General features: G+C 59.7%; 15 protein-coding genes and 1 tRNA gene. 6 read left to right on the top strand and 10 right to left on the bottom strand.

The genetic code is table 11. The annotated features are described in order from the left end of the window. Positions 1 to 105: 105 nt before the first annotated feature. Positions 106 to 1269, bottom strand: a complete 1164-nt coding sequence (locus DUT91_RS13145; protein ID WP_114440867.1) for an isovaleryl-CoA dehydrogenase — start codon at positions 1267 to 1269, stop codon at positions 106 to 108. A 345-nt stretch (positions 1270 to 1614) separates the two neighbouring features. On the opposite strand from DUT91_RS13145, the gene DUT91_RS13140 reads away from it, so the two are divergent. After that, positions 1615 to 2268 (top strand): antifreeze protein, encoded by a 654-nt coding sequence (locus tag DUT91_RS13140; protein ID WP_114440866.1) that lies wholly within the window; start codon positions 1615 to 1617, stop codon positions 2266 to 2268. Between the two features lie 95 nt (positions 2269 to 2363). On the opposite strand, the gene DUT91_RS13135 is transcribed toward DUT91_RS13140, so the two are convergent. From DUT91_RS13135 to DUT91_RS13105, 6 genes are all read right to left on the bottom strand, one after another. Further along, positions 2364 to 2729, bottom strand: coding sequence for a DUF423 domain-containing protein (locus tag DUT91_RS13135; protein WP_114440865.1), 366 nt, complete (start codon positions 2727 to 2729; stop codon positions 2364 to 2366). 36 nt (positions 2730 to 2765) lie between these two features. Then, positions 2766 to 3806: a purine-nucleoside phosphorylase gene (locus tag DUT91_RS13130; protein ID WP_245419703.1), complete on the bottom strand. Its 1041-nt coding sequence runs from the start codon at positions 3804 to 3806 to the stop codon at positions 2766 to 2768. Positions 3807 to 3846: 40 nt separating this feature from the next. Next, a complete protein-coding gene (locus DUT91_RS13125) occupies positions 3847 to 4968 on the bottom strand; it encodes a pyridoxal phosphate-dependent aminotransferase (protein ID WP_114441179.1) in 1122 nt (373 codons plus the stop codon). Between the two features lie 354 nt (positions 4969 to 5322). Further along, a complete protein-coding gene (locus DUT91_RS13120; RefSeq protein WP_425373798.1) occupies positions 5323 to 6249 on the bottom strand; it encodes a tyrosine-type recombinase/integrase in 927 nt (308 codons plus the stop codon). 291 nt (positions 6250 to 6540) lie between these two features. After that, positions 6541 to 7599 carry a porin gene (locus DUT91_RS13110; RefSeq protein ID WP_114440862.1) on the bottom strand — a complete coding sequence of 353 codons (1059 nt, stop codon included), beginning with the start codon at positions 7597 to 7599 and terminating at the stop codon, positions 6541 to 6543. 242 nt (positions 7600 to 7841) lie between these two features. Then, positions 7842 to 7932: transfer RNA gene (locus DUT91_RS13105), tRNA-Ser, on the bottom strand. A gap of 598 nt (positions 7933 to 8530) precedes the next feature. Here DUT91_RS13105 and DUT91_RS13100 point away from each other — a divergent pair. From DUT91_RS13100 to DUT91_RS25515, 3 genes are all read left to right on the top strand, one after another. Then, positions 8531 to 9664 (top strand): porin, encoded by a 1134-nt coding sequence (locus DUT91_RS13100; protein WP_114440861.1) that lies wholly within the window; start codon positions 8531 to 8533, stop codon positions 9662 to 9664. Positions 9665 to 9961: 297 nt separating this feature from the next. Continuing rightward, complete coding sequence (locus DUT91_RS13095) at positions 9962 to 10720, top strand: BON domain-containing protein (protein WP_160113644.1); 759 nt, start codon at positions 9962 to 9964, stop codon at positions 10718 to 10720. A 311-nt stretch (positions 10721 to 11031) separates the two neighbouring features. After that, positions 11032 to 12081 carry a hypothetical protein gene (locus DUT91_RS25515; RefSeq protein ID WP_147272182.1) on the top strand — a complete coding sequence of 350 codons (1050 nt, stop codon included), beginning with the start codon at positions 11032 to 11034 and terminating at the stop codon, positions 12079 to 12081. A 154-nt stretch (positions 12082 to 12235) separates the two neighbouring features. Here DUT91_RS25515 and DUT91_RS13080 read toward each other — a convergent pair whose 3' ends face one another. Beyond that, positions 12236 to 14284, bottom strand: coding sequence for a lytic transglycosylase domain-containing protein (locus DUT91_RS13080; protein WP_114441177.1), 2049 nt, complete (start codon positions 14282 to 14284; stop codon positions 12236 to 12238). Between the two features lie 348 nt (positions 14285 to 14632). Between DUT91_RS13080 and dapA the strand changes: the two genes are divergently transcribed. Both dapA and smpB read left to right on the top strand, forming a co-directional pair. After that, positions 14633 to 15514 (top strand): 4-hydroxy-tetrahydrodipicolinate synthase, encoded by an 882-nt coding sequence (gene dapA / locus DUT91_RS13075; RefSeq protein WP_114440857.1) that lies wholly within the window; start codon positions 14633 to 14635, stop codon positions 15512 to 15514. Between the two features lie 47 nt (positions 15515 to 15561). After that, the gene (gene smpB / locus DUT91_RS13070; RefSeq protein ID WP_114440856.1) at positions 15562 to 16038 is read left to right on the top strand and encodes an SsrA-binding protein SmpB; all 477 of its coding nucleotides are present in this window, start codon (positions 15562 to 15564) and stop codon (positions 16036 to 16038) included. A 34-nt stretch (positions 16039 to 16072) separates the two neighbouring features. On the opposite strand, the gene DUT91_RS13065 is transcribed toward smpB, so the two are convergent. Together DUT91_RS13065 and DUT91_RS13060 are read right to left on the bottom strand one after the other, a co-directional pair. Then, positions 16073 to 16747 (bottom strand): uracil-DNA glycosylase, encoded by a 675-nt coding sequence (locus tag DUT91_RS13065; protein WP_114440855.1) that lies wholly within the window; start codon positions 16745 to 16747, stop codon positions 16073 to 16075. Positions 16748 to 16777: 30 nt separating this feature from the next. Then, positions 16778 to 17356 carry a LabA-like NYN domain-containing protein gene (locus DUT91_RS13060; RefSeq protein ID WP_114440854.1) on the bottom strand — a complete coding sequence of 193 codons (579 nt, stop codon included), beginning with the start codon at positions 17354 to 17356 and terminating at the stop codon, positions 16778 to 16780. Positions 17357 to 17571 lie beyond the last annotated feature (215 nt).

The following is a 17571-nucleotide window of genomic DNA, read 5'->3' as shown; positions in this document are numbered from 1 at the left end:
TCTTTACCTCAGAGCAAGTCCAGGAAAAGTGCGAAGCGGTTTTCCGTCCGGACTTGCATAAAAACAAAAGATTAGCGCGCTTCCTTTGATTCCATCAAACGGGCGCTAATCGCTTTCCGCAAAGATTTCGCGTCCGATCAGCATGCGCCGGATTTCGCTGGTGCCGGCGCCTATCTCATAGAGCTTGGCGTCGCGCAGCAGGCGGCCGGTCGGATAATCATTGATATAGCCATTGCCGCCAAGCGCCTGTATCGCCTCCAGCGCACACCAGGTCGCCTTTTCCGCGGCGTAGAGGATGCAGCCCGCGGCGTCCTTGCGCGTCGTCTCGCCCCGGTCACAGGCCGCCGCCACGGCATAGACATAGGCGCGGCAGGCGTTGAATGTCGTATAGATGTCGGCAAGCTTCGCCTGCATCAGCTGGAATTCGCCGATCGCCTGCCCGAACTGCTTGCGCTCATGGACGTAAGGCACCACAGCGTCGAGACAGGCGGCCATGATCCCCAGCGGCCCGCCCGCCAGCACCACGCGCTCGTAATCCAGCCCCGACATCAATATCTTGACGCCTTCGCCCTCCCGGCCCAGCACATTTTCCACCGGCACCGCGCAGTCCTGGAAAACCAGCTCGCAGGTGTTCGAGCCGCGCATACCGAGCTTGTCGAGCTTCTGTGCGGTGGTAAAGCCCTTCAGACCCTTTTCGATCAGGAAGGCCGTGATACCGCGCGGGCCCGCCGCCGGATCCGTCTTGGCGTAGACGACCAGCGTATCGGCATCCGGCCCGTTGGTGATCCACATCTTGTTGCCGGTGAGCCTGTAGTGGTCGCCGTGCCGCTCGGCGCGCAGCTTCATCGAGACGACGTCCGAGCCGGCGCCCGGTTCCGACATGGCGAGCGCGCCGACATGCGCGCCGGAGCAGAGATCGGGCAGATATTTCGCCTTCTGCGCTTGCGAGCCCCAGCGGTTGATCTGGTTGACGCAAAGATTGGAATGCGCGCCATAGGAAAGGCCGACGGACGCCGAAGCGCGTGAAATCTCTTCCATGGCGATGACATGGGCAAGGTAGGAAAAACCGGAGCCGCCATAATCAGGGTCGGCGGTCATGCCGAGCAGTCCCAGCTCGCCCATTTCCCGCCAAAGCTGCGCCGGAAAATCGTTGCTCCGATCCGTCTCGGCGGCAAGCGGCGCAATCCGTTCCTGGGCGAAGCGCTGCACCTGATCGCGCAGCGCTTCGATCTCTGGGGGCAGACCGAATTTCAGGCCCGACGCATACATGTTTTCCTCCCTGTTTATTATGGGGCGCGGTGAAAGAGTGAATGGTTTGCTCCTTTTGTCGCCTATACCATGGAAATGGCCTGATTCCGATCAGCCCTGAATGTTACCCAATGTTGGTTTTGTGTCCCCGCCTGACGATGAAACGAAGCAGTTCTTCATTAAAGTTCTGCCGAAGTCTCACACGCTCCCCGATTGTCTTTACTTCCTAAGAATACGTTAAAGAAAGTCCATGGTGTAACCAGGATATCGGTTTGTGAAGTGAAATTTTACCTTGTATCAACGCAGTATTTGACAGCAAAAAACCCCCGGTGCACTGTCGCGGCACCTCGAGAAGGAGATACCGAGATGCTTATTCGATCCATCGCAAGTCTAGCCGGTGCAGCCGTCATCATTGGCGCTGCCGCTCTGACCATGTCATCGCCGGCCAATGCGCTGTCGATGAAGGAATGCAGTGTAAAGTATAAAGCCGCCAAGGAGTCCGGTACGCTGGGCAGCATGAAGTGGAATGATTTCCGCAAGACCGAATGCGAGGCGGACGATGCCGCTGCGGCGCCTGCGGCTCCGGCTGTTCAGCCGGCAACCAAATCCGCGGCCCCGGCCGCAGCTGCCGCCGCTGGCGCCGGTGTCGGTTCTGCGCTGGGCATGATCGAATGCGGCGCGAAATATGAGACCGCCAAAGCTGCCGGCGCGCTGAACGGCATGACCTGGAACAGCTTCCGCAAGGCCGAGTGCGGCCCGGGCGCCGATCCGGTCGCCTTGACGACCGATGGCAACAAGGAGCCGCCGGCACCGACGATGACGGCGCCGCAGGGCGTGATCTTCCCGTCGGCTGTTTCCCCGCAATATGCGACCCAGAAGCCGGGCAAGGCGCGTATGCACACCTGCCTCGATCAGTATCATGCCTTGAAGGCCAACAACGCGCTTGGCGGCCTGAAGTGGATCCAGAAGGGCGGCGGCTTCTACAGCCTTTGCAATGCAAAGCTGAAGGGCACCTCCTGATCGGATAGCCTAGTCTGTCGACGTGCCTTGTCAGGGCGTCGACCATAGAGAGAAAACGGGGCGCCGGCGCCCCGTTTTTCTTTTTGGCGAGCCTCTTATGATGAAGGCTTCTGCTTCATGATGCCCATGATTGCGATGACGAGCCATCCCGCGATGAGCAGTGTTCCGCCAAGCGGCGCGGCATAGGGGAAGAGCCTCGTACCGGCGACGTCCCGCGTCAACAGATCGCCCGCAAAAAGGATAAGACCGGCAAGCGTCGTCCATCCGCCGAGGCGCGCCGCACTTCTGCCGGGCGCAAGTACCGCCAGCACCAGCAGCGCCGGCGCATGGGCAAGCAGGATTGGCGCGACCGTGCCGAGATTGGCGCTGCCGCCATGGGCGGAGGCCGCGTAGGCGACGAGCGCCGCAGCACCGCTCAAGCCACCGGCAAAGGCGAAAGGACGGTAGATTTCGACAGCCATATCCTCAGTCTCCATTCCGATGAGCAACACCCGGCGTCAATTGCCCGGTACGCCGTTTGCCCATGTGTTCCAGTCGCCAATGATCGCCTTCGCAACGGTCGATGCCACCCGGTAGGCATTGACGGTCGATGGGCCGAAGCCGCCCGATTTGGCGGTGAGCGATTCGACAGGCGTCTGGTCCCCGCCTTCGCGATCGAAATTCGATGCCGTGCGCAGCAATCCAATACGGTCGAAATCGAGCAGTCCGGCATCGGCCCCGCGCCGCAGCGCGGTCAGTGTGGCATTGTCTTCCATCTGCGTTGTGCAATAGCTGCCTTCGCCCTGCGTCATCAGCGTAGCCCAATTGGCCATGCTTTCGGCGATCATCGAGCCATGCCAATAGCTGTCGGAAGAAAGCGTGTCGCAGATGCTGACGACAGGCTTTGCCTTTGCCGCTTCCTGCGCATAATGGGCGCGGTAGGCATGGGCTTCTTCGCTGTCGGTGAGTTCTGTCTCCCGGCTGAGCGCGAAAGCCTTCTGCAGCAATTTTTCATTCAGGCGGTACACCTCCGTCCCCGAACCCCATTGCGCCTTTTCTCCCGGTGCCTTCGCGCCGAGCGCCAGCACGCCGTCCGTCCAGCCGGCTGGAACCTGCCGGGGATCGATCTCATGGCGCAGCGAGCCGTCAATGGCGAAACGCGCCCAATGTGCCGAGCCGAGCGTTCCCTTGGATGGATCGACGCCGGCAATGCCGGCGATGATGAAATAGGTCTGCTTGAGATCGAACAGGGGGCTATAGATGAGCGCCGACAGCGTGCTGGCGGCATTGGCATAACCCATTGCGGTGGTCAGGACGCAAAGCCCTTCCGCGCTGCAGGCGACGTCAGGATATTCCTTGGGAAATCCCGGAACGGCAATCCGGGTCGCGGTTTTCTCGTTTTCAAGCCAGGGTTTTGTCTCGCTGCCGAACATGGTGATCACCATGACCTTCGGCTTGACCGTTTCCGCAGCCATGGCGCCTGGGGCGCCCGGGGCGCTTGCGGCCAGGAGGGTTGGGACTATGATGGCCGAAAGGCGGAAGCGCGACATCGATTTCATGCTGTATTGTGCTCCTTCGCGGTGGGGCAACCGCTATTGTTCAGGCTGATTTGTCTGCCGCAGCCAGCGCGAGCGGCAGTCTTTCCCCGAAGAGATCGAGTTCGGAGCGAGGTCCAACGCTGACGCGGATGCAGCGGTCGAGAACCGGCGCTGCCGGTTTGCGCACGAAGATGTCGCGCTCGATCAGTTCGGCCAGAACCCGCTGGGCAAAGGCTCCGTCGCGCCTGCAATCGATGGCAACGAAATTGGTGGCGGAAGGAATGGCCCGCAGCCCGTTCGACGCGGCAATTGCTCCGATGCGCTGGCGTGCGGCGGCGATCTCGGCGACGACCTGACGGAGATAGGCCTGATCGGCGAGGGCGGCCAGCGCCGCCGCCTGCGTGATGCGGCTGACGCCGAAATGATCGCGTATCTTGTCGAATGCGGCGATCTGTTCCGGCGCGCCGATGGCATAGCCGCAGCGCATACCGGCAAGGCCGTAAGCCTTTGAAAAGGTGCGCATCCGCAGCACATTAGGACGTATATCGAGCGGCGGAATGGCGGAAGCCGGCGCGGTCTCGCCATAGGCCTCGTCGAGGATGAACAGCGTGGTTTCCGGCAGGGCATCGATGAAGGATTGTATCTCGTCCGCCTCCTGCCACGTCCCCATCGGATTGTCTGGATTGGCGAGATAGACCAGCGGTGCATTCTCGCGCTTCACCGCGTCCAGGAGGGCGTCGAGATCGCTCCGAAAATCGCCCTTGTCGTCGCGGTAGGGGACGGTGACGAGCCGCCCGCCGAAACCCGAGACATGATAGTTGAAGGTCGGGTATCCGCCGAGCGAATTGACCACCGCGTCTCCGGGATTGACATACTGCCGGACAATAAGCCCCAGGAGGCAATCGACGCCGGGGCCGACGCTTACATGATTGGCCGAGATGCCCAGATGGACGGCAAGCGCCTGCTTGAGTTCGTGATTCTCCGGATCGCCATATTTCCAGACATCCCCCGCCGCCGCCTGCATCGCTGCGATGACTGAAGGGGCCGGACCGAACCCACTCTCATTGGCCCCGAGTCGCGCGGCGAACGGGCGCCCGCGTCTGCGTTCCAGCGTTTCCGGACCGACGAAAGGAACAGTGGAGGGGAGGCTGTCGATGAGAGAGGTAAAACGCGGAGCGGTCATGGAGGGGATGTCCGAATTCGGCAAAAGTGATGCGCATTTCGCTATCACAGATCAGGCCGGAATGGCCATAGCGGAGAACCCGGCGACACTCTTCCTTACAGACAGGGCAATTGCATATGGCAGCAAGCCCCCTCATCCGCCTTCGCTTCGTTCAGGCACCTTCTTCCCGCCGGGGAGAAGAGGGCGCTGGCGATGCCGCGCCACCACACTCTCGGGGAGAGGTGGCCGCGAAGCGGCCGGTGAGGTGAGCAACGCCTCATGCGGTTGCTCTGCGGGCCAGGGGGCAACGTCGCCGCAGTTCTGGCTGCATTCCTGGCCGGAAAGTCCCGGGGCAACCCAACCCAGTTCGGACCTTTACCGAATCTCCAGCACCTTCACGCAGGAATCGAGATCATTCGTCGCCAGATGTGCGTAACGCATGGTCATCTGCAGCGTCTGATGGCCGAGCCACATCTGGACACGCCTGATGTCGATCCCGCCGCGCACCAGCCGGGAGGCGCAGGTATGGCGCAGGATATGCGGCACCACCTGATCGTCCGTGCTGAGGCCGACATCGACCTTCGCTTCATTCCAGATCGCGCGATAGCGCACCTGGTTGAGCATGGCGAACGGCCCCTTCAGTCCGTTATGCGGCATATTCACTGCCTTGCGCGCGCGCTTTGTCAGCGGGACGGTCCGGCTGCGGTTGGATTTGGTGAACCAGAAGGTGACGCGGTGGTCCTGGATATCGTTCCAGGTCAGGCCGATCGCCTCGCCGAGCCGGCATCCGGAATCGACGAGAAATACCGAAAGGCGGTAGCTATCCTCGCAACGGGACTTGATGGCTGCGAAAAGGCGCGTTTCCTCGTCATGCTCGAGGAAGCGGATTCGTCCCGCTCGCTCTTTTTGCCGGATGAATTCCGGCAGGTTGAAGATGTCTCCCATCTTATACGCCTTTCGCAGCAGCTTGCTCAGCGCAGCCATCTTTCTATTGATGGTTGCATTGCTGTTGCCGCGTTCGCGAAGCGTGCCGACGATCTGGTCAAGCAATTCCTGGCCGAAGCCGCTGAAACGCTCTCCTTTCAGTATCTCATCGATCTCACCGAGAAACGATCGCACATTATATTTGTGTGAGCCGTCATCCCAGAGGATGTTGATATACCGCCCGGTCAGTTCGGCGAGTGAATGCTGGTTGACAAGTCTGTGGGTAGCGCATTGAGCAGATGTATACTGCAGGTTGTAGCCGATAATCGGCGTGTAAATCTCGCCGCTTTCCGCGACACTTTCGTTCCAGGTACCCATCATGCCCCCACCCATTTAGCTCGGCGGCGAGCATTAGTGAAATAATTGGAGAAATACAAGGTTAGGATACTAATCTTTTGCATCGACACCTCCTGTGTATCTTGTTGCAAGTGAACTTGCCCCTCACAAGCCGACGCTTCCCCCAAGCCCTCGAGTACCGGTCCTTTCCGCTGCTGGTCCCCACCAGTTTCGTCAGACATTCGCTCCGCTAGTCGCGAACGCAGTTCCAAAAACGAAAAACGCCAGCGGGGTTAGCCGCTGGCGTTCTTATGGTCTTAAGCGGTCATCCGATTAGAACGAACGCTGGAAGCGGATCTTGGCGCCCCAGGCGTCGTCGTCCGTGCCGGACAGATCGTCGGATTCCTTGTAGTACACAACTTCCGGCGTGATGGTGAAGCCGGGAACGAGCTGGTAAGCCACGTTGGCCACAACGGCGAGCTGCTCGGCATCGTCGAAGGAAACCTGCGTGTTGAAGGTTGCCTTGTCGGTGAACTTGTAGCTCGCGCCGACCCAGCCGGCCCAGTCACCACCCCACGAAGCGTAGAAGTTGTCCTGGTAGTTTGCGTAATCGCCATCGGACTGCCATGCGCCCATCACGAACACTTCGAAAGCGTCGGTGATGTTGAAGTCAGCGCGAACCTTGGCTGCGTACTCTTCCACGTTGGCGTCATAACCGATAACGGCGCCGATCGAACCCCAACCCTGGGCCCACTTCAGACCGCCGACGACGTGCGGCGTGTAGGAGTCGATCGTGTACTCATTAGAGCCCTGTTCGAACGATGCGATGGCCGAGAAGCCATTGCCGCCGGTGAAGGTGTAGCTGATGAGGTTGGTGTCGTAGCCTTCCGGCTCGATGATGTCGTCGCTGATGACGTTGCCGGCATATCCGAGGAAGGTACGGAACGCGGTTTCGTCCTTACCAACGCGCAGGCCACCCAGTTCGATATAGGCGAAGTTCAGCGAGGTGCCCTTGTTGACAGCAAACTCATCGACATTGCCGAAGTTCCAACGGGTCTCGGTGTAGGTGCGCAGCGTGCCGAGTTCGGTTTCCGAAGCGGTGTGCGTGCGCAGCGTGAAGCGGGCGTTCTTATTCCAGGTGTCGTCTTCGCCGTCACCGTCGACATCCTCGCCAAAGTAATCGCCGCCAGCCGCATCGTAACGGACATAGCCCGAGATACGCAGGCAGGTTTCGGTGCCGGGGATGTAGAAGTATCCAGCGCCGTAAGCATCGCAGACGCGGACATATTCAACGGGTTCCGGCTCGGCAACGACGACAGCGTCGGCAGCGCGAGCGCCGGAAACTGCGACGAGAGCCGCAGCGGAGCCGAGAAGCAGGCTCTTGATGTTCATTTCTGACCTCCAGTCAATAACGACAGGAGGTGCAAAAAGATGTATTGAATCAATGGATTAGAATTTCGCACAAAAACAGAGTGGAAATTTTTCACCAGGGGACCGAGGGCATCTCATGCCCTGAAAGTGCGAAAATCGGCATATTTCCCGGAAAATCATCGTCGAATCGCTGTGTTCCCCAGAGCAGGGAGCCGGGCCAGCAGGCATGCAGATCAGCGGATTGGAAGAAATATGTGAGGGGATGGCGGAGAGGATGGGATTCGAACCCACGAGACCCTTTTGAGGTCTACTCCCTTAGCAGGGGAGCGCCTTCGACCACTCGGCCACCTCTCCGGTAAGGGCGAGATAGCCGTTAAAGCACAGCAGTTCAAGCGATTTGCAGAGAGTATTCCTGATTTTCACCGGATAGGCTTTCTTTAGCCACGGGAAATCGCCCGCTATCGGGCATTCGCCGCACCAATGTGGCCACTCCTGGGCGCAAATCGGGCGCTCATCGTATCACAAAGCCCAATTCGGACGCCGATTCAGGCAGGATGGATAGCGCTGTACACAAGAGGCAACCGCGCCGATGCGACGGACAGGCACGGCATTCAGGGCCGATTCTGCCCTGATTCCCTCCCACAGGCCCCGATTTGGAACAGTTGGAAGGGTTAAGGAGAAGGAAAGCGCACCGCTCCCTGTTAATGAATCATAGAGAAGCTGCCATGTCTGGGGCAATTTCGTGACTTTTCTGCAACAGCGGGTAGGCATAGCGCCAGTTGCCCCCCCAGTCGATGCTATTCGGTGTTGAAACGGAACCCCCGGCGAGTATGGTCACTCCAGAAGAGGGAGCGCTTCGGGGCGACTTTTTCGCGTAGGGGATGGGGACAGGTTGTCCTTCAGCCAAATCAGAATGCCCAGACCCATTTTTAACTTTGACTGGAGGTCAGAAATGAACATCAAGAGCCTGCTTCTCGGCTCCGCTGCGGCTCTCGTCGCAGTTTCCGGCGCTCGCGCTGCCGACGCTGTCGTCGTTGCCGAGCCGGAACCCGTTGAATATGTCCGCGTCTGCGATGCTTACGGCGCTGGATACTTCTACATCCCCGGCACCGAAACCTGCCTGCGCATCTCCGGATATCTGCGTTACGACATGGGCGCCGGCGATGCTCTCGGCGCACAGGGCCTCGACCGCAAGGATTTCCGCGACGACGGTGACGTTAACTACAATGACACCTGGCGCAAGCGCATGCGCTTCACGCTGCGCACGCATACCGCTTCGGAAACCGAACTCGGCACGCTGCGCACCTACACCGAGACCCGCTTCCAGTGGGACACGAACAATGACAACGATAGCTTCGTAGATGCTGACGGAAATGATTTCGGTTACGGCGCATTCGCTTCGAACGACGCCGTTACGCTGAACTTCGCCTACATCGAACTGGGCGGCCTGCGCATCGGTAAGGACGAAACAGCGTTCCGTACGTTCCTCGGATATGCCGGCAACGTCATCAACGATGATGTGATCGAGCCGGAAGGCTACGACACCACGCTCATCAGCTACACCTTCACTGGCGGCAATGGCTTCTCGGCTATCGTGTCGGCTGAACAGGGTGCAGATGAGTACACGATCGACTCTTACACGCCGCACATCGTCGGCGGTCTGAAGTGGGCCCAGGGTTGGGGTTCGATCGGCGCCGTTATCGGTTATGACGCCAACTACGAAGAGTATGCGGTCAAGGGTCGCATCGACGTCAACATCACTGACGCTTTCGAAGTGTTCGTGATGGGCGCATGGCAGTCCGATGGCGATTACGCCAACTTCCGCGACAACTTCTATGCTTCGTGGGGTGGTGACTGGGCTGGCTGGGTCGGCGCAAGCTACAAGTTCACCGACAAGGCGACCTTCAACGCGCAGGTTTCCTTCGACGACTCTGAGCAGCTCGCCGTTGCAGCCAACGTTGCTTACGAGCTCGTTCCCGGCTTCACGATTACTCCGGAAGTTCTGTACGTGAAGGAATCCGAAGATCTGACCGGCTCGGATGACGATGTTTGGGGCGGCATGATCCGCTTCCAGCGCTCGTTCTAATCCGATCCGGATTGGCTAAATGGAACCCGGCAGCTTCGGCTGCCGGGTTTTTTCGTTCTCAAACGCCTTTGTTATAATTGCCGGATTTCCGCATTTCCCGATCGATCTGTTTGCCAGGCGTGATCCTCCAACCTTGATCTCCAGGCATTTTTCAGCAACAGTTCGGCTTTCCTGCTTCGACGCCATCCATTGTTGCATGGGCCTTCGAATGAGCAGGAGGCGTTCTCGTATATGCGTATGATAATGCGTATGCCGCATGCGGATGGCCCATGAGCAGAGTTGAGGCTGTTTATGGGCATGATCTGCCAACAGGAGGGGACGGCTTTGAAGAACTGGCTCTGGAAAAATTGGTTTTGGCCGGGTGCAACGACAACAGCCTTGCTGACGGTTCTTGCCGTGTGGTTCAGCTCGGGAGCGATCGAAAAGGATCTCGCAACCCGGGCGTCCGCCGCGCTCGCCGGCGACCAATCCTGGGCGACGGTCGATCTCGACGGGCGTGACCTGACATTGAAGGGCGTCGCGCCGGATGAGCGGGCGCAGGCTGCCGCGGCTGAGACCGCTGCCGCGGTGTCCGGCGTGCGCAGTGTCGAAAATCTGGCGGTGCTTCCGCCGCTGGCAGAGCCCTTCGTCTTTCACGCCGTCAAAACCGAGGAGGGTGTCGTCCTTTCCGGCAATGTCCCGCCGGGCCCGGCGCGCAAAGACATCCTGACAATTGCCGAACGTGCCATGCCCGGTATCCGGGTCACCGATGAGATGGCGATCGCGCGCGGTGCCGCGCAGGGCTTTCCGGCGCTCGCCGGCTTCGCCGTCTCGCAATTGGCGGACCTGTCTTTGGGAGAGGCCTCGATCAGCGGCCTCGACTATACGATCAGGGGCGACGCCGCCGGTCGCGATGCCTATGAAGTGCTGGTGACTGCCGTCGCGGGCGTGCTGCCTGGCGGAGGGAAGCTGGTTTCCGCGCGCATAGTACCGCCGCTTCAGGCTCCAGATGCTGTCGGCGACAAGCCCGATGGAGCTACGCCGACCAATTCTATCCTTCCGCCTTCGTCAAAGTAAACTGAGCGATTGACTTGGCCGGCAAAAGGCGTTCGAATTCAGTTCTGTATCGTTTTATGGCTGGAGAATCGCGAGGACATCCGATGATGTATCTAATCAGTACATTCTGGTTCGTTTTGCTTATTGCTTTTGGAATTGGACTTTACGTTGGATTGACCACATTCGGAAGAAATAGCGCATGATGCGACTTTCAGATGTAAAGCACTGACGAAAACTTTAGTATCCGTTTTGTAATTTGCCCGAGACCTGGGCCCGAGACTGAACTGTCATTCTGTGCCGGATGAGGCCTTTCGCCTGAAGGAGATGCCCGCATGCTGCTACTCATCATTCAATTGGCCATACTGATTGCTGTTGCGTTCGTTCTGGGTTGCATGATCGGATCCTTGTACAAGCGTTACACGGCAACGACGAACAGCCGTACTGCGGCTGCATCCGCCCTGGCCATACCCTATTCTCCTGACGCGGCTGCCGCCGATGCCAAACCGGCTGCGCCATCAGGCGCCTCGGTCGTGAAGCCCCAGGCGAAGACCGCAACGGCGAAAGCCGGGGCGACGAAAGCCGCGACGACAAAGACCGTCGCCAAGCCGGCGAGCAAAACCGCGGGCAAGGCAGCCAAGCCGTCTGCAGTGAACAAGCCGTCCGCAGTGAAAACGCCGGCCACCGCGGCATCTGCCGCAGCAAGCGCTTCGGTCAGCGCATCGGCAAAACCTGCGGCAAAGCCCGCAGCGAAAGCGAAACCGGCTGCGAAGCCGGCCGCCTCCGTCACCTCGTCTGCCCCAACTGCGACAGCGGCCGAAACGCCGCCGATGGCGCTTAAGGCTGCGCGAGGCGGCAAGCCGGATAATCTGACCCTGATAAGAGGCGTGGGCGACGAGTTGGAAAAGGAATTGAACGCCGTCGGTATCTTCCACTTCGACCAGATCGCCGCGTGGACTCCTGCGCAAATCGCCTGGATCAACAGGAAGATCGGCTTCCCCGGACGTATTCAACGTGAAAATTGGGTGAGCGAGGCCGCAGCGCTCGCGAGTGGCGGCAGTACCGATTTCACCAAGCGCGTGGAAGCCGGAAAAGTCACGACCAGTCATGCGACAACGGGGACGGCGAAAGCCGGAGGGGCAAAAGCCGCCGCCAAACCTACGTCAATGGCCACGTCAACCAAGCCGTCGCCTGCTCGCAAATCCACGGCCGCTGCGGCCAAGCCTGCTATGACAGCGGGCAAGGCTGGCGCAAAAACCGGTGTCGTCGCTGCGGTCAAGGCGGCTGCTGCAAAGGTCGAAACCGCTGCTGAAAGCATTACCAGCGCAAAGCCGCAGGCTCGCAAGCCTGCAGCAAAGAAGACCACGCCGAAGCCCAAGGCCTGATTCTTAGGAGCGTTTCCACTTTATTCTGAAAATACCCGAGGCCAGATCCCAAGGGGGGCAGGGCGTTCCTGCGGGCGCTGTAAATTATCGGATTGATGTATCGGCCCGAAGCCCGAAACGGTTTCGGGCCGATGCTTTAAGCGATAGCGCTTCGTCAGTTCCGCCCCTGAACAAGATCCTTCTCGATATCCATCTTGCCATCAAGCCGGGCCTTGTAGACCTCGTAATTCTCCATCACCCGTTGCACGTAATTACGCGTTTCCGTGTATGGGATGCGTTCGATCCAGTCGACGACCTCATCGATTGGCTTGCCGCGCGGGTCGCCGTATCTGTCCATCCATTGGGCCGCCCGGCGTGGTCCGGCGTTGTAGCCCGCGAAGGTCAGGATATAGGAGCCATCGAAACGGTCGATCTGCTCGCCGAGGAAATGCGAGCCGAGCGTGGCGTTATAGGCAGCGTCGGTGGTCAGGCGCGGCTTGGAATAGCTCATCCCGGCGCGCTGGGCGACTTCCTTGGCGGTTGTCGGAAGAAGCTGCAGCAGGCCGCGCGCACCGGCACTGGAAACGGCCGAGACGTTGAACTCGCTCTCCTGCCGGGCGATGGCATAGGCAAGCGCCTTTCCCGATCCCTTGATGTCGGCACTATCAGGAATGGCGCCGATCGGATGCGAGAGTGCGCCGACGTCCAGGCCGCGCGCCGCTGCCGCCTTGCCGACCCTGAGCGCCACGTAATGCTTGCCGTTGCGCTCCGCCATGACGGCCAGGAGCGCCACTTCGCCTGTACTGTCGAGTTCCTGCGCGAGATCCCGGTACAGCATATCCGCTCGCGTGCCATAGCCGATCGCTTCCAGCCGACGGATCGCCTGCACCGCATGGCGATGCTCGAACCGTGCCCGGTCATCGGTGGTCGGCTTGGGATAGGGCAGTTCCAGCCGCGCCTCGCCGAGCTTCGCCGCGGCGAGTTGGCCGTAAAAGGTCGTGCCGTAATGCGCCGCTCGACGATAATAATTGCGGGAATCGCCACCGGCGCCGGCTTCCGCCGCGCGACCAAGCCAATAATAGGCGCGTGAAGCCGACATCGGCCGGGAGGAAATCTCCGCGATACGCGCGAAATGGCGGTGGGCGGCTTTCGCGTCCTTCAGGCCCCGCAACGCATACCAGCCGGCATGGAACTCTGCTTCCGCCGCCATGGCCGGCGTCTCGGCCGCATGGGCGGAGGCGAGGCGATAGGCGATTTCGGGCTTGTCCAGATCGAGCAGCTCGCGTGAGAGCAAGCGCCGCTCGTTCCACCATGCATCGGGATCGACAAGGGAAGCAGCATCCCGTGGCGCCTTCAGCATCAGTTCGGCGGCGTCGCTATATCGCTCCTTACGGCGCAGATACTGAATTCTCGCGAAAATATAGGCCGGATTCGAGCGCCAGGAACTGTCGACGGCGGCAAGTTTCTTTTCGGCATTGGGTGATTTCTGCGCGACGGCGGCAAAGCCCTCATAGAGCGATTGCGCATTCGCCAGCTTGGCGACACGGCCTGCCGACTGGATACGGTTTGCGTAGAGCATCCGCAACATGCGATGCATATGATCATCGCGCGTCAAAACCTGCCCGAATTCCCGCAGGATGAGCTGCTCGTCACCGGCATCGAGTTTCTCATTGCGCCATGCCGGGGCCAGGACCTGCCGCGCCTTGTCTCTGTTGCCTTCCGCCAGATAGGCGCGGGCAAGGATGATCATGCCTTCGCTCGTCTTCGGCTTCGTATTCCCGAAGGCTGAGATCACCACCCGTGCGGGAGGGTTCTCTTTATAGATGGCGTACTCCGAATTACGGCGTAGTGCTGCCATGCCGGGCCAGCCCTGCAATTCCTCGGCAGCTTCCGCAATATCCGCGCTCGATACGCCGTTGGCGCCGGAAAGCCCGATTGCCCAGGTCAGGATCTGCCGGTCGAGCGATTGACGCGGCATGCCGTTGCGGATCGCCATGGCGCGTCTGGCATCCTTGCCGTAGAGCGCGTCCAGCCCGGTCTTCAACGTCCCATCGATCGCGCCAGGCCGCTCCGGCTGAACGATGCCGGAGGTGATGACAGGATCGGGCTTGACCAGCGCTGCCGGCACTTGCCGCGTCGCGGTTGGGGCAAACGGGCTGGCATAGGGTACCGGCACATGCCCGGGAGGGGCTGGCAGGACTTGCGCCTGCGCAAGTTCCGGCATGCCGACAGCCATAACGCAGCCGGTGAGGAGGGCCTTACGCCAGATGTTTCGTCCTGAAACTGCTGATTGCATGAACAAGACCAGATCAGAATTCGGAGATTTACTCAAGGAAGGTTTCCGCCCTGTGCCATCTGTGTTTGTTTAGAGGCCAGCGATAGTGGCCAATCATAAGAGCCGATCAGTGAAAGCAACGTTAACGAAAGGTTATCGGACCGCCGGTCTTGAACCTGTCAAACTTCTGTCAAATGCCCTTGCTCCAGACCTGTGGCAAGACTATGGTGCAGCGCCTCGCGGCAGGCCAGCCGCATCGTTTTTACACATATCGAGCATATATCTGGGAGTTCACCGATGCTGAAGGGGTCCATTACGGCACTTGTCACGCCATTCGATGCAAATGGTGCGTTTGACGAGAAAGCCTTCCGTGCACTGGTGAACTGGCAGATCGAGGAAGGCTCGCACGGGCTGGTTCCGGTCGGCACGACGGGCGAGTCCCCGACGCTTTCCCATGCTGAGCACAAGCGTGTCGTCGAGGTCTGCATCGAGGAGACGAAGGGCCGGGTCCCTGTTATTGCCGGTGCGGGTTCCAATAATACGCGCGAATCCATCGAGCTTGCCCAGCATGCCGAAAAGGCTGGTGCCGATGCCGTGCTCGTTGTCACCCCTTATTACAACAAGCCGAACCAGCGCGGCCTCTACGCGCATTATTCGCAGGTGGCCAAGGCAGTATCCCTGCCGGTGATCATCTATAATATCCCCGGCCGCTCTATCATCGACATGACGCCCGAGACGATGGGATCGCTTGTCCGCGACCACAAGAACATCGTGGGCGTCAAGGATGCGACGGGCAAGGTCGAGCGCGTTTCCGAACAACGCATCACCTGCGGCAACGATTTCATCCAGCTTTCCGGCGAGGATGCATCCGCTCTCGGTTTCAACGCGCATGGCGGAGCAGGTTGCATTTCCGTGACGGCCAATGTCGCGCCGCGTCTTTGCTCTGAACTCCAGAAGGCCTGCCTTGCGGGCGATTTCGCCACGGCGCTGGGCATCCAGGACCGGTTGATGCCGTTGCACAAGGCGCTCTTTATCGAACCCAATCCGGGTGGCGTGAAATATGCGCTGGCGCATCTGGGGCGCATGGAGAACACGCTGCGCTCGCCGCTGGTGCCGATCGAACCGGAGACGGCCGGACGCATCGACCTTGCTATGAAGCATGCGGGGCTTATCAATTAATATTCGGCGGCGCTGTCCTCTCTGAGCCGCCTTATATATAAAGCATCATGAACAAGCCAAAAAACGCTCCAGCGCGCAAACTCATCGCGGAAAACCGCAAGGCGCGCTACAATTTCGAAATCCTCGATACGCTAGAGGCGGGTCTCGTGCTGCAAGGCACGGAGGTCAAATCGCTGCGTTCCAACCAGGCCAACATCGCCGAAAGCTATGCGAGCTTCGAGAACGGCGAGTTCTGGCTGATCAATTCCTATATTCCGGAATATACGCAGGGAAACCGCTTCAATCACGATCCGCGCCGCCTGCGCAAGCTGCTGGTGAGCCGCCGGGAAATGGCGCGCCTTGCCAATTCGGTCAATCGCGAAGGCATGACGGTCGTGCCGCTGAAGCTCTATTTCAACGATCGCGGCCGGGCCAAGCTGGAACTGGCAGTCGCTCGCGGCAAAAAGCTACACGACAAGCGCGAGACCGAGAAGAAGCGCGATTGGAGCCGCGAAAAATCCCGTCTCCTGCGCGACAAGGGATAGCTATCCCTGTTCCGGCTTTGCCGTCGAGCCCCGTTCAGGCTTTGCCGTCGAGCCCTGTTCCGGCTTTGCCGTCGAGAAAGTCCCGCACCGATCTGAATACGTCACGAAACATCTGCTCCGTCAGCACGCCGGTATTGGTGTTGTACCGCGAGCAATGGTAGCTCGAAAAAATCCGGAGATCGTCGATGATGCCCATCCGGGCGTGGCCGAAAGGGTATTTCGAGACCGGCTTGCCGAGCGCGCGAATGGTCGACTGATGCGCGATGGTGCCGAGCGTCACGATAGCGCGCAGATTGGGAAAGCGCCTGATGACCGGTGTGAGAAACTGCCGGCAATGGTTGATTTCAGCGCCCGTCGGCTTGTTCTCGGGCGGTACGCAGCGCACGGCGTTGACGATGGCTGCGCCGACCAGTTCCAGGCTGTCATCCGGCCGCGCCTCGAATTTTCCGCGTGCGAAACCGAAATCGCCCAACGTGCGATAGAGCAGATCGCCGGCATAGTCGCCGGTGAAGGGACGCCCCGTCCGGTTCGCCCCGCGTAAGCCCGGCGCGAGCCCGACGATCAGGAGCTGGACACTGTCATCGCCTCCGCTGGCAAGAAAAGGCGGGACGGGCGCGTTGTGCCAGTCCGGTTCCTTGTCACGCCACTCGGCTATGAAGGCATGCAGGCGAGGGCAGATGGCGCAGTCGGGCGAGGGTTCTGAAATCATGCTTCCTAATGCCGCGACAGAGCCCGATGATCAATAGTCGCCGTCGTCCTCTTCCGTTTCCTGACGCCGCACCGGACGTTCGGAAGGATCGCGGCCGATCTCGCTCTTGAGCGAAATCAGGTCGATGAAATGATCGGCCTGGCGGCGCAGATCGTCGGAGATCATCGGAGGCTGCGTGGTGAGCGTCGAGACGACACTGACCTTGCGGCCCTTGCGCTGCAGCGCTTCAACCAGCGAGCGGAAGTCGCCATCGCCTGAGAAGATGACGAAATGATCGACCGTATCAGTCAATTGCATGGCATCGACCGTCAGTTCGATATCCATATTGCCCTTGACCTTGCGGCGACCGGCCGAGTCGGTGAATTCCTTGGCTGCCTTGGTAACGACCCTGTAGCCATTATAGTCGAGCCAGTCGATCAGCGGGCGGATCGAGGAGTATTCCTGGTCTTCTACCAGCGCCGTATAGTAATAGGCCCGAAGAAGGTAGCCGCGCTTCTGGAATGCTTTGAGCAGCTTGCGGTAGTCTATATCGAACCCGAGTGTTTTGGATGCGGCGTAGAGATTGGCACCGTCGACGAATAGCGCGATTTTCTCGCGGGAATCGAACATGTTTCAAAAATCCATTCTTACGGTTTCACACGCATTGGGGAAACCGACTGAAATTTAGGTGAGCGTAGGCAAAATGTTAACCATGCCGTTTCGCCCTTGTACACGATTGTTAATAAAATCCAAGCAATCTATGGTTGCAATAAGGTTGCGTTATAGTATTTTTGCGTGCAAATCCTGTATAGTTTCTGTATAGCGGGGGTGCTTCCCTGTGCCTG

The sequence above is a fragment of the Paramesorhizobium salinisoli genome, assembly GCF_003335045.1.
Taxonomy (GTDB): domain Bacteria; phylum Pseudomonadota; class Alphaproteobacteria; order Rhizobiales; family Rhizobiaceae; genus Paramesorhizobium; species Paramesorhizobium salinisoli.
The sequence above is the reverse complement of the archived record's forward strand: the minus strand, read 5'-3'. Positions and strand labels throughout refer to the sequence as shown.

Bases quoted from the DNA above. Each gene is read 5' to 3' on its own strand.
- DUT91_RS13145 (WP_114440867.1), bottom strand. From the start codon at position 1,269: ATGTATGCGTCGGGCCTGAAATTCGGTCTGCCCCCAGAGATCGAAGCG.
- DUT91_RS13140 (WP_114440866.1), top strand. From the start codon at position 1,615: ATGCTTATTCGATCCATCGCAAGTCTAGCCGGTGCAGCCGTCATCATT.
- DUT91_RS13135 (WP_114440865.1), bottom strand. From the start codon at position 2,729: ATGGCTGTCGAAATCTACCGTCCTTTCGCCTTTGCCGGTGGCTTGAGC.
- DUT91_RS13130 (WP_245419703.1), bottom strand. From the start codon at position 3,806: ATGAAATCGATGTCGCGCTTCCGCCTTTCGGCCATCATAGTCCCAACC.
- DUT91_RS13125 (WP_114441179.1), bottom strand. From the start codon at position 4,968: ATGACCGCTCCGCGTTTTACCTCTCTCATCGACAGCCTCCCCTCCACT.
- DUT91_RS13120 (WP_425373798.1), bottom strand. From the start codon at position 6,249: ATGGGTACCTGGAACGAAAGTGTCGCGGAAAGCGGCGAGATTTACACG.
- DUT91_RS13110 (WP_114440862.1), bottom strand. From the start codon at position 7,599: ATGAACATCAAGAGCCTGCTTCTCGGCTCCGCTGCGGCTCTCGTCGCA.
- DUT91_RS13100 (WP_114440861.1), top strand. From the start codon at position 8,531: ATGAACATCAAGAGCCTGCTTCTCGGCTCCGCTGCGGCTCTCGTCGCA.
- DUT91_RS13095 (WP_160113644.1), top strand. From the start codon at position 9,962: ATGATCTGCCAACAGGAGGGGACGGCTTTGAAGAACTGGCTCTGGAAA.
- DUT91_RS25515 (WP_147272182.1), top strand. From the start codon at position 11,032: ATGCTGCTACTCATCATTCAATTGGCCATACTGATTGCTGTTGCGTTC.
- DUT91_RS13080 (WP_114441177.1), bottom strand. From the start codon at position 14,284: ATGCCGGAACTTGCGCAGGCGCAAGTCCTGCCAGCCCCTCCCGGGCAT.
- dapA (WP_114440857.1), top strand. From the start codon at position 14,633: ATGCTGAAGGGGTCCATTACGGCACTTGTCACGCCATTCGATGCAAAT.
- smpB (WP_114440856.1), top strand. From the start codon at position 15,562: ATGAACAAGCCAAAAAACGCTCCAGCGCGCAAACTCATCGCGGAAAAC.
- DUT91_RS13065 (WP_114440855.1), bottom strand. From the start codon at position 16,747: ATGATTTCAGAACCCTCGCCCGACTGCGCCATCTGCCCTCGCCTGCAT.
- DUT91_RS13060 (WP_114440854.1), bottom strand. From the start codon at position 17,356: ATGTTCGATTCCCGCGAGAAAATCGCGCTATTCGTCGACGGTGCCAAT.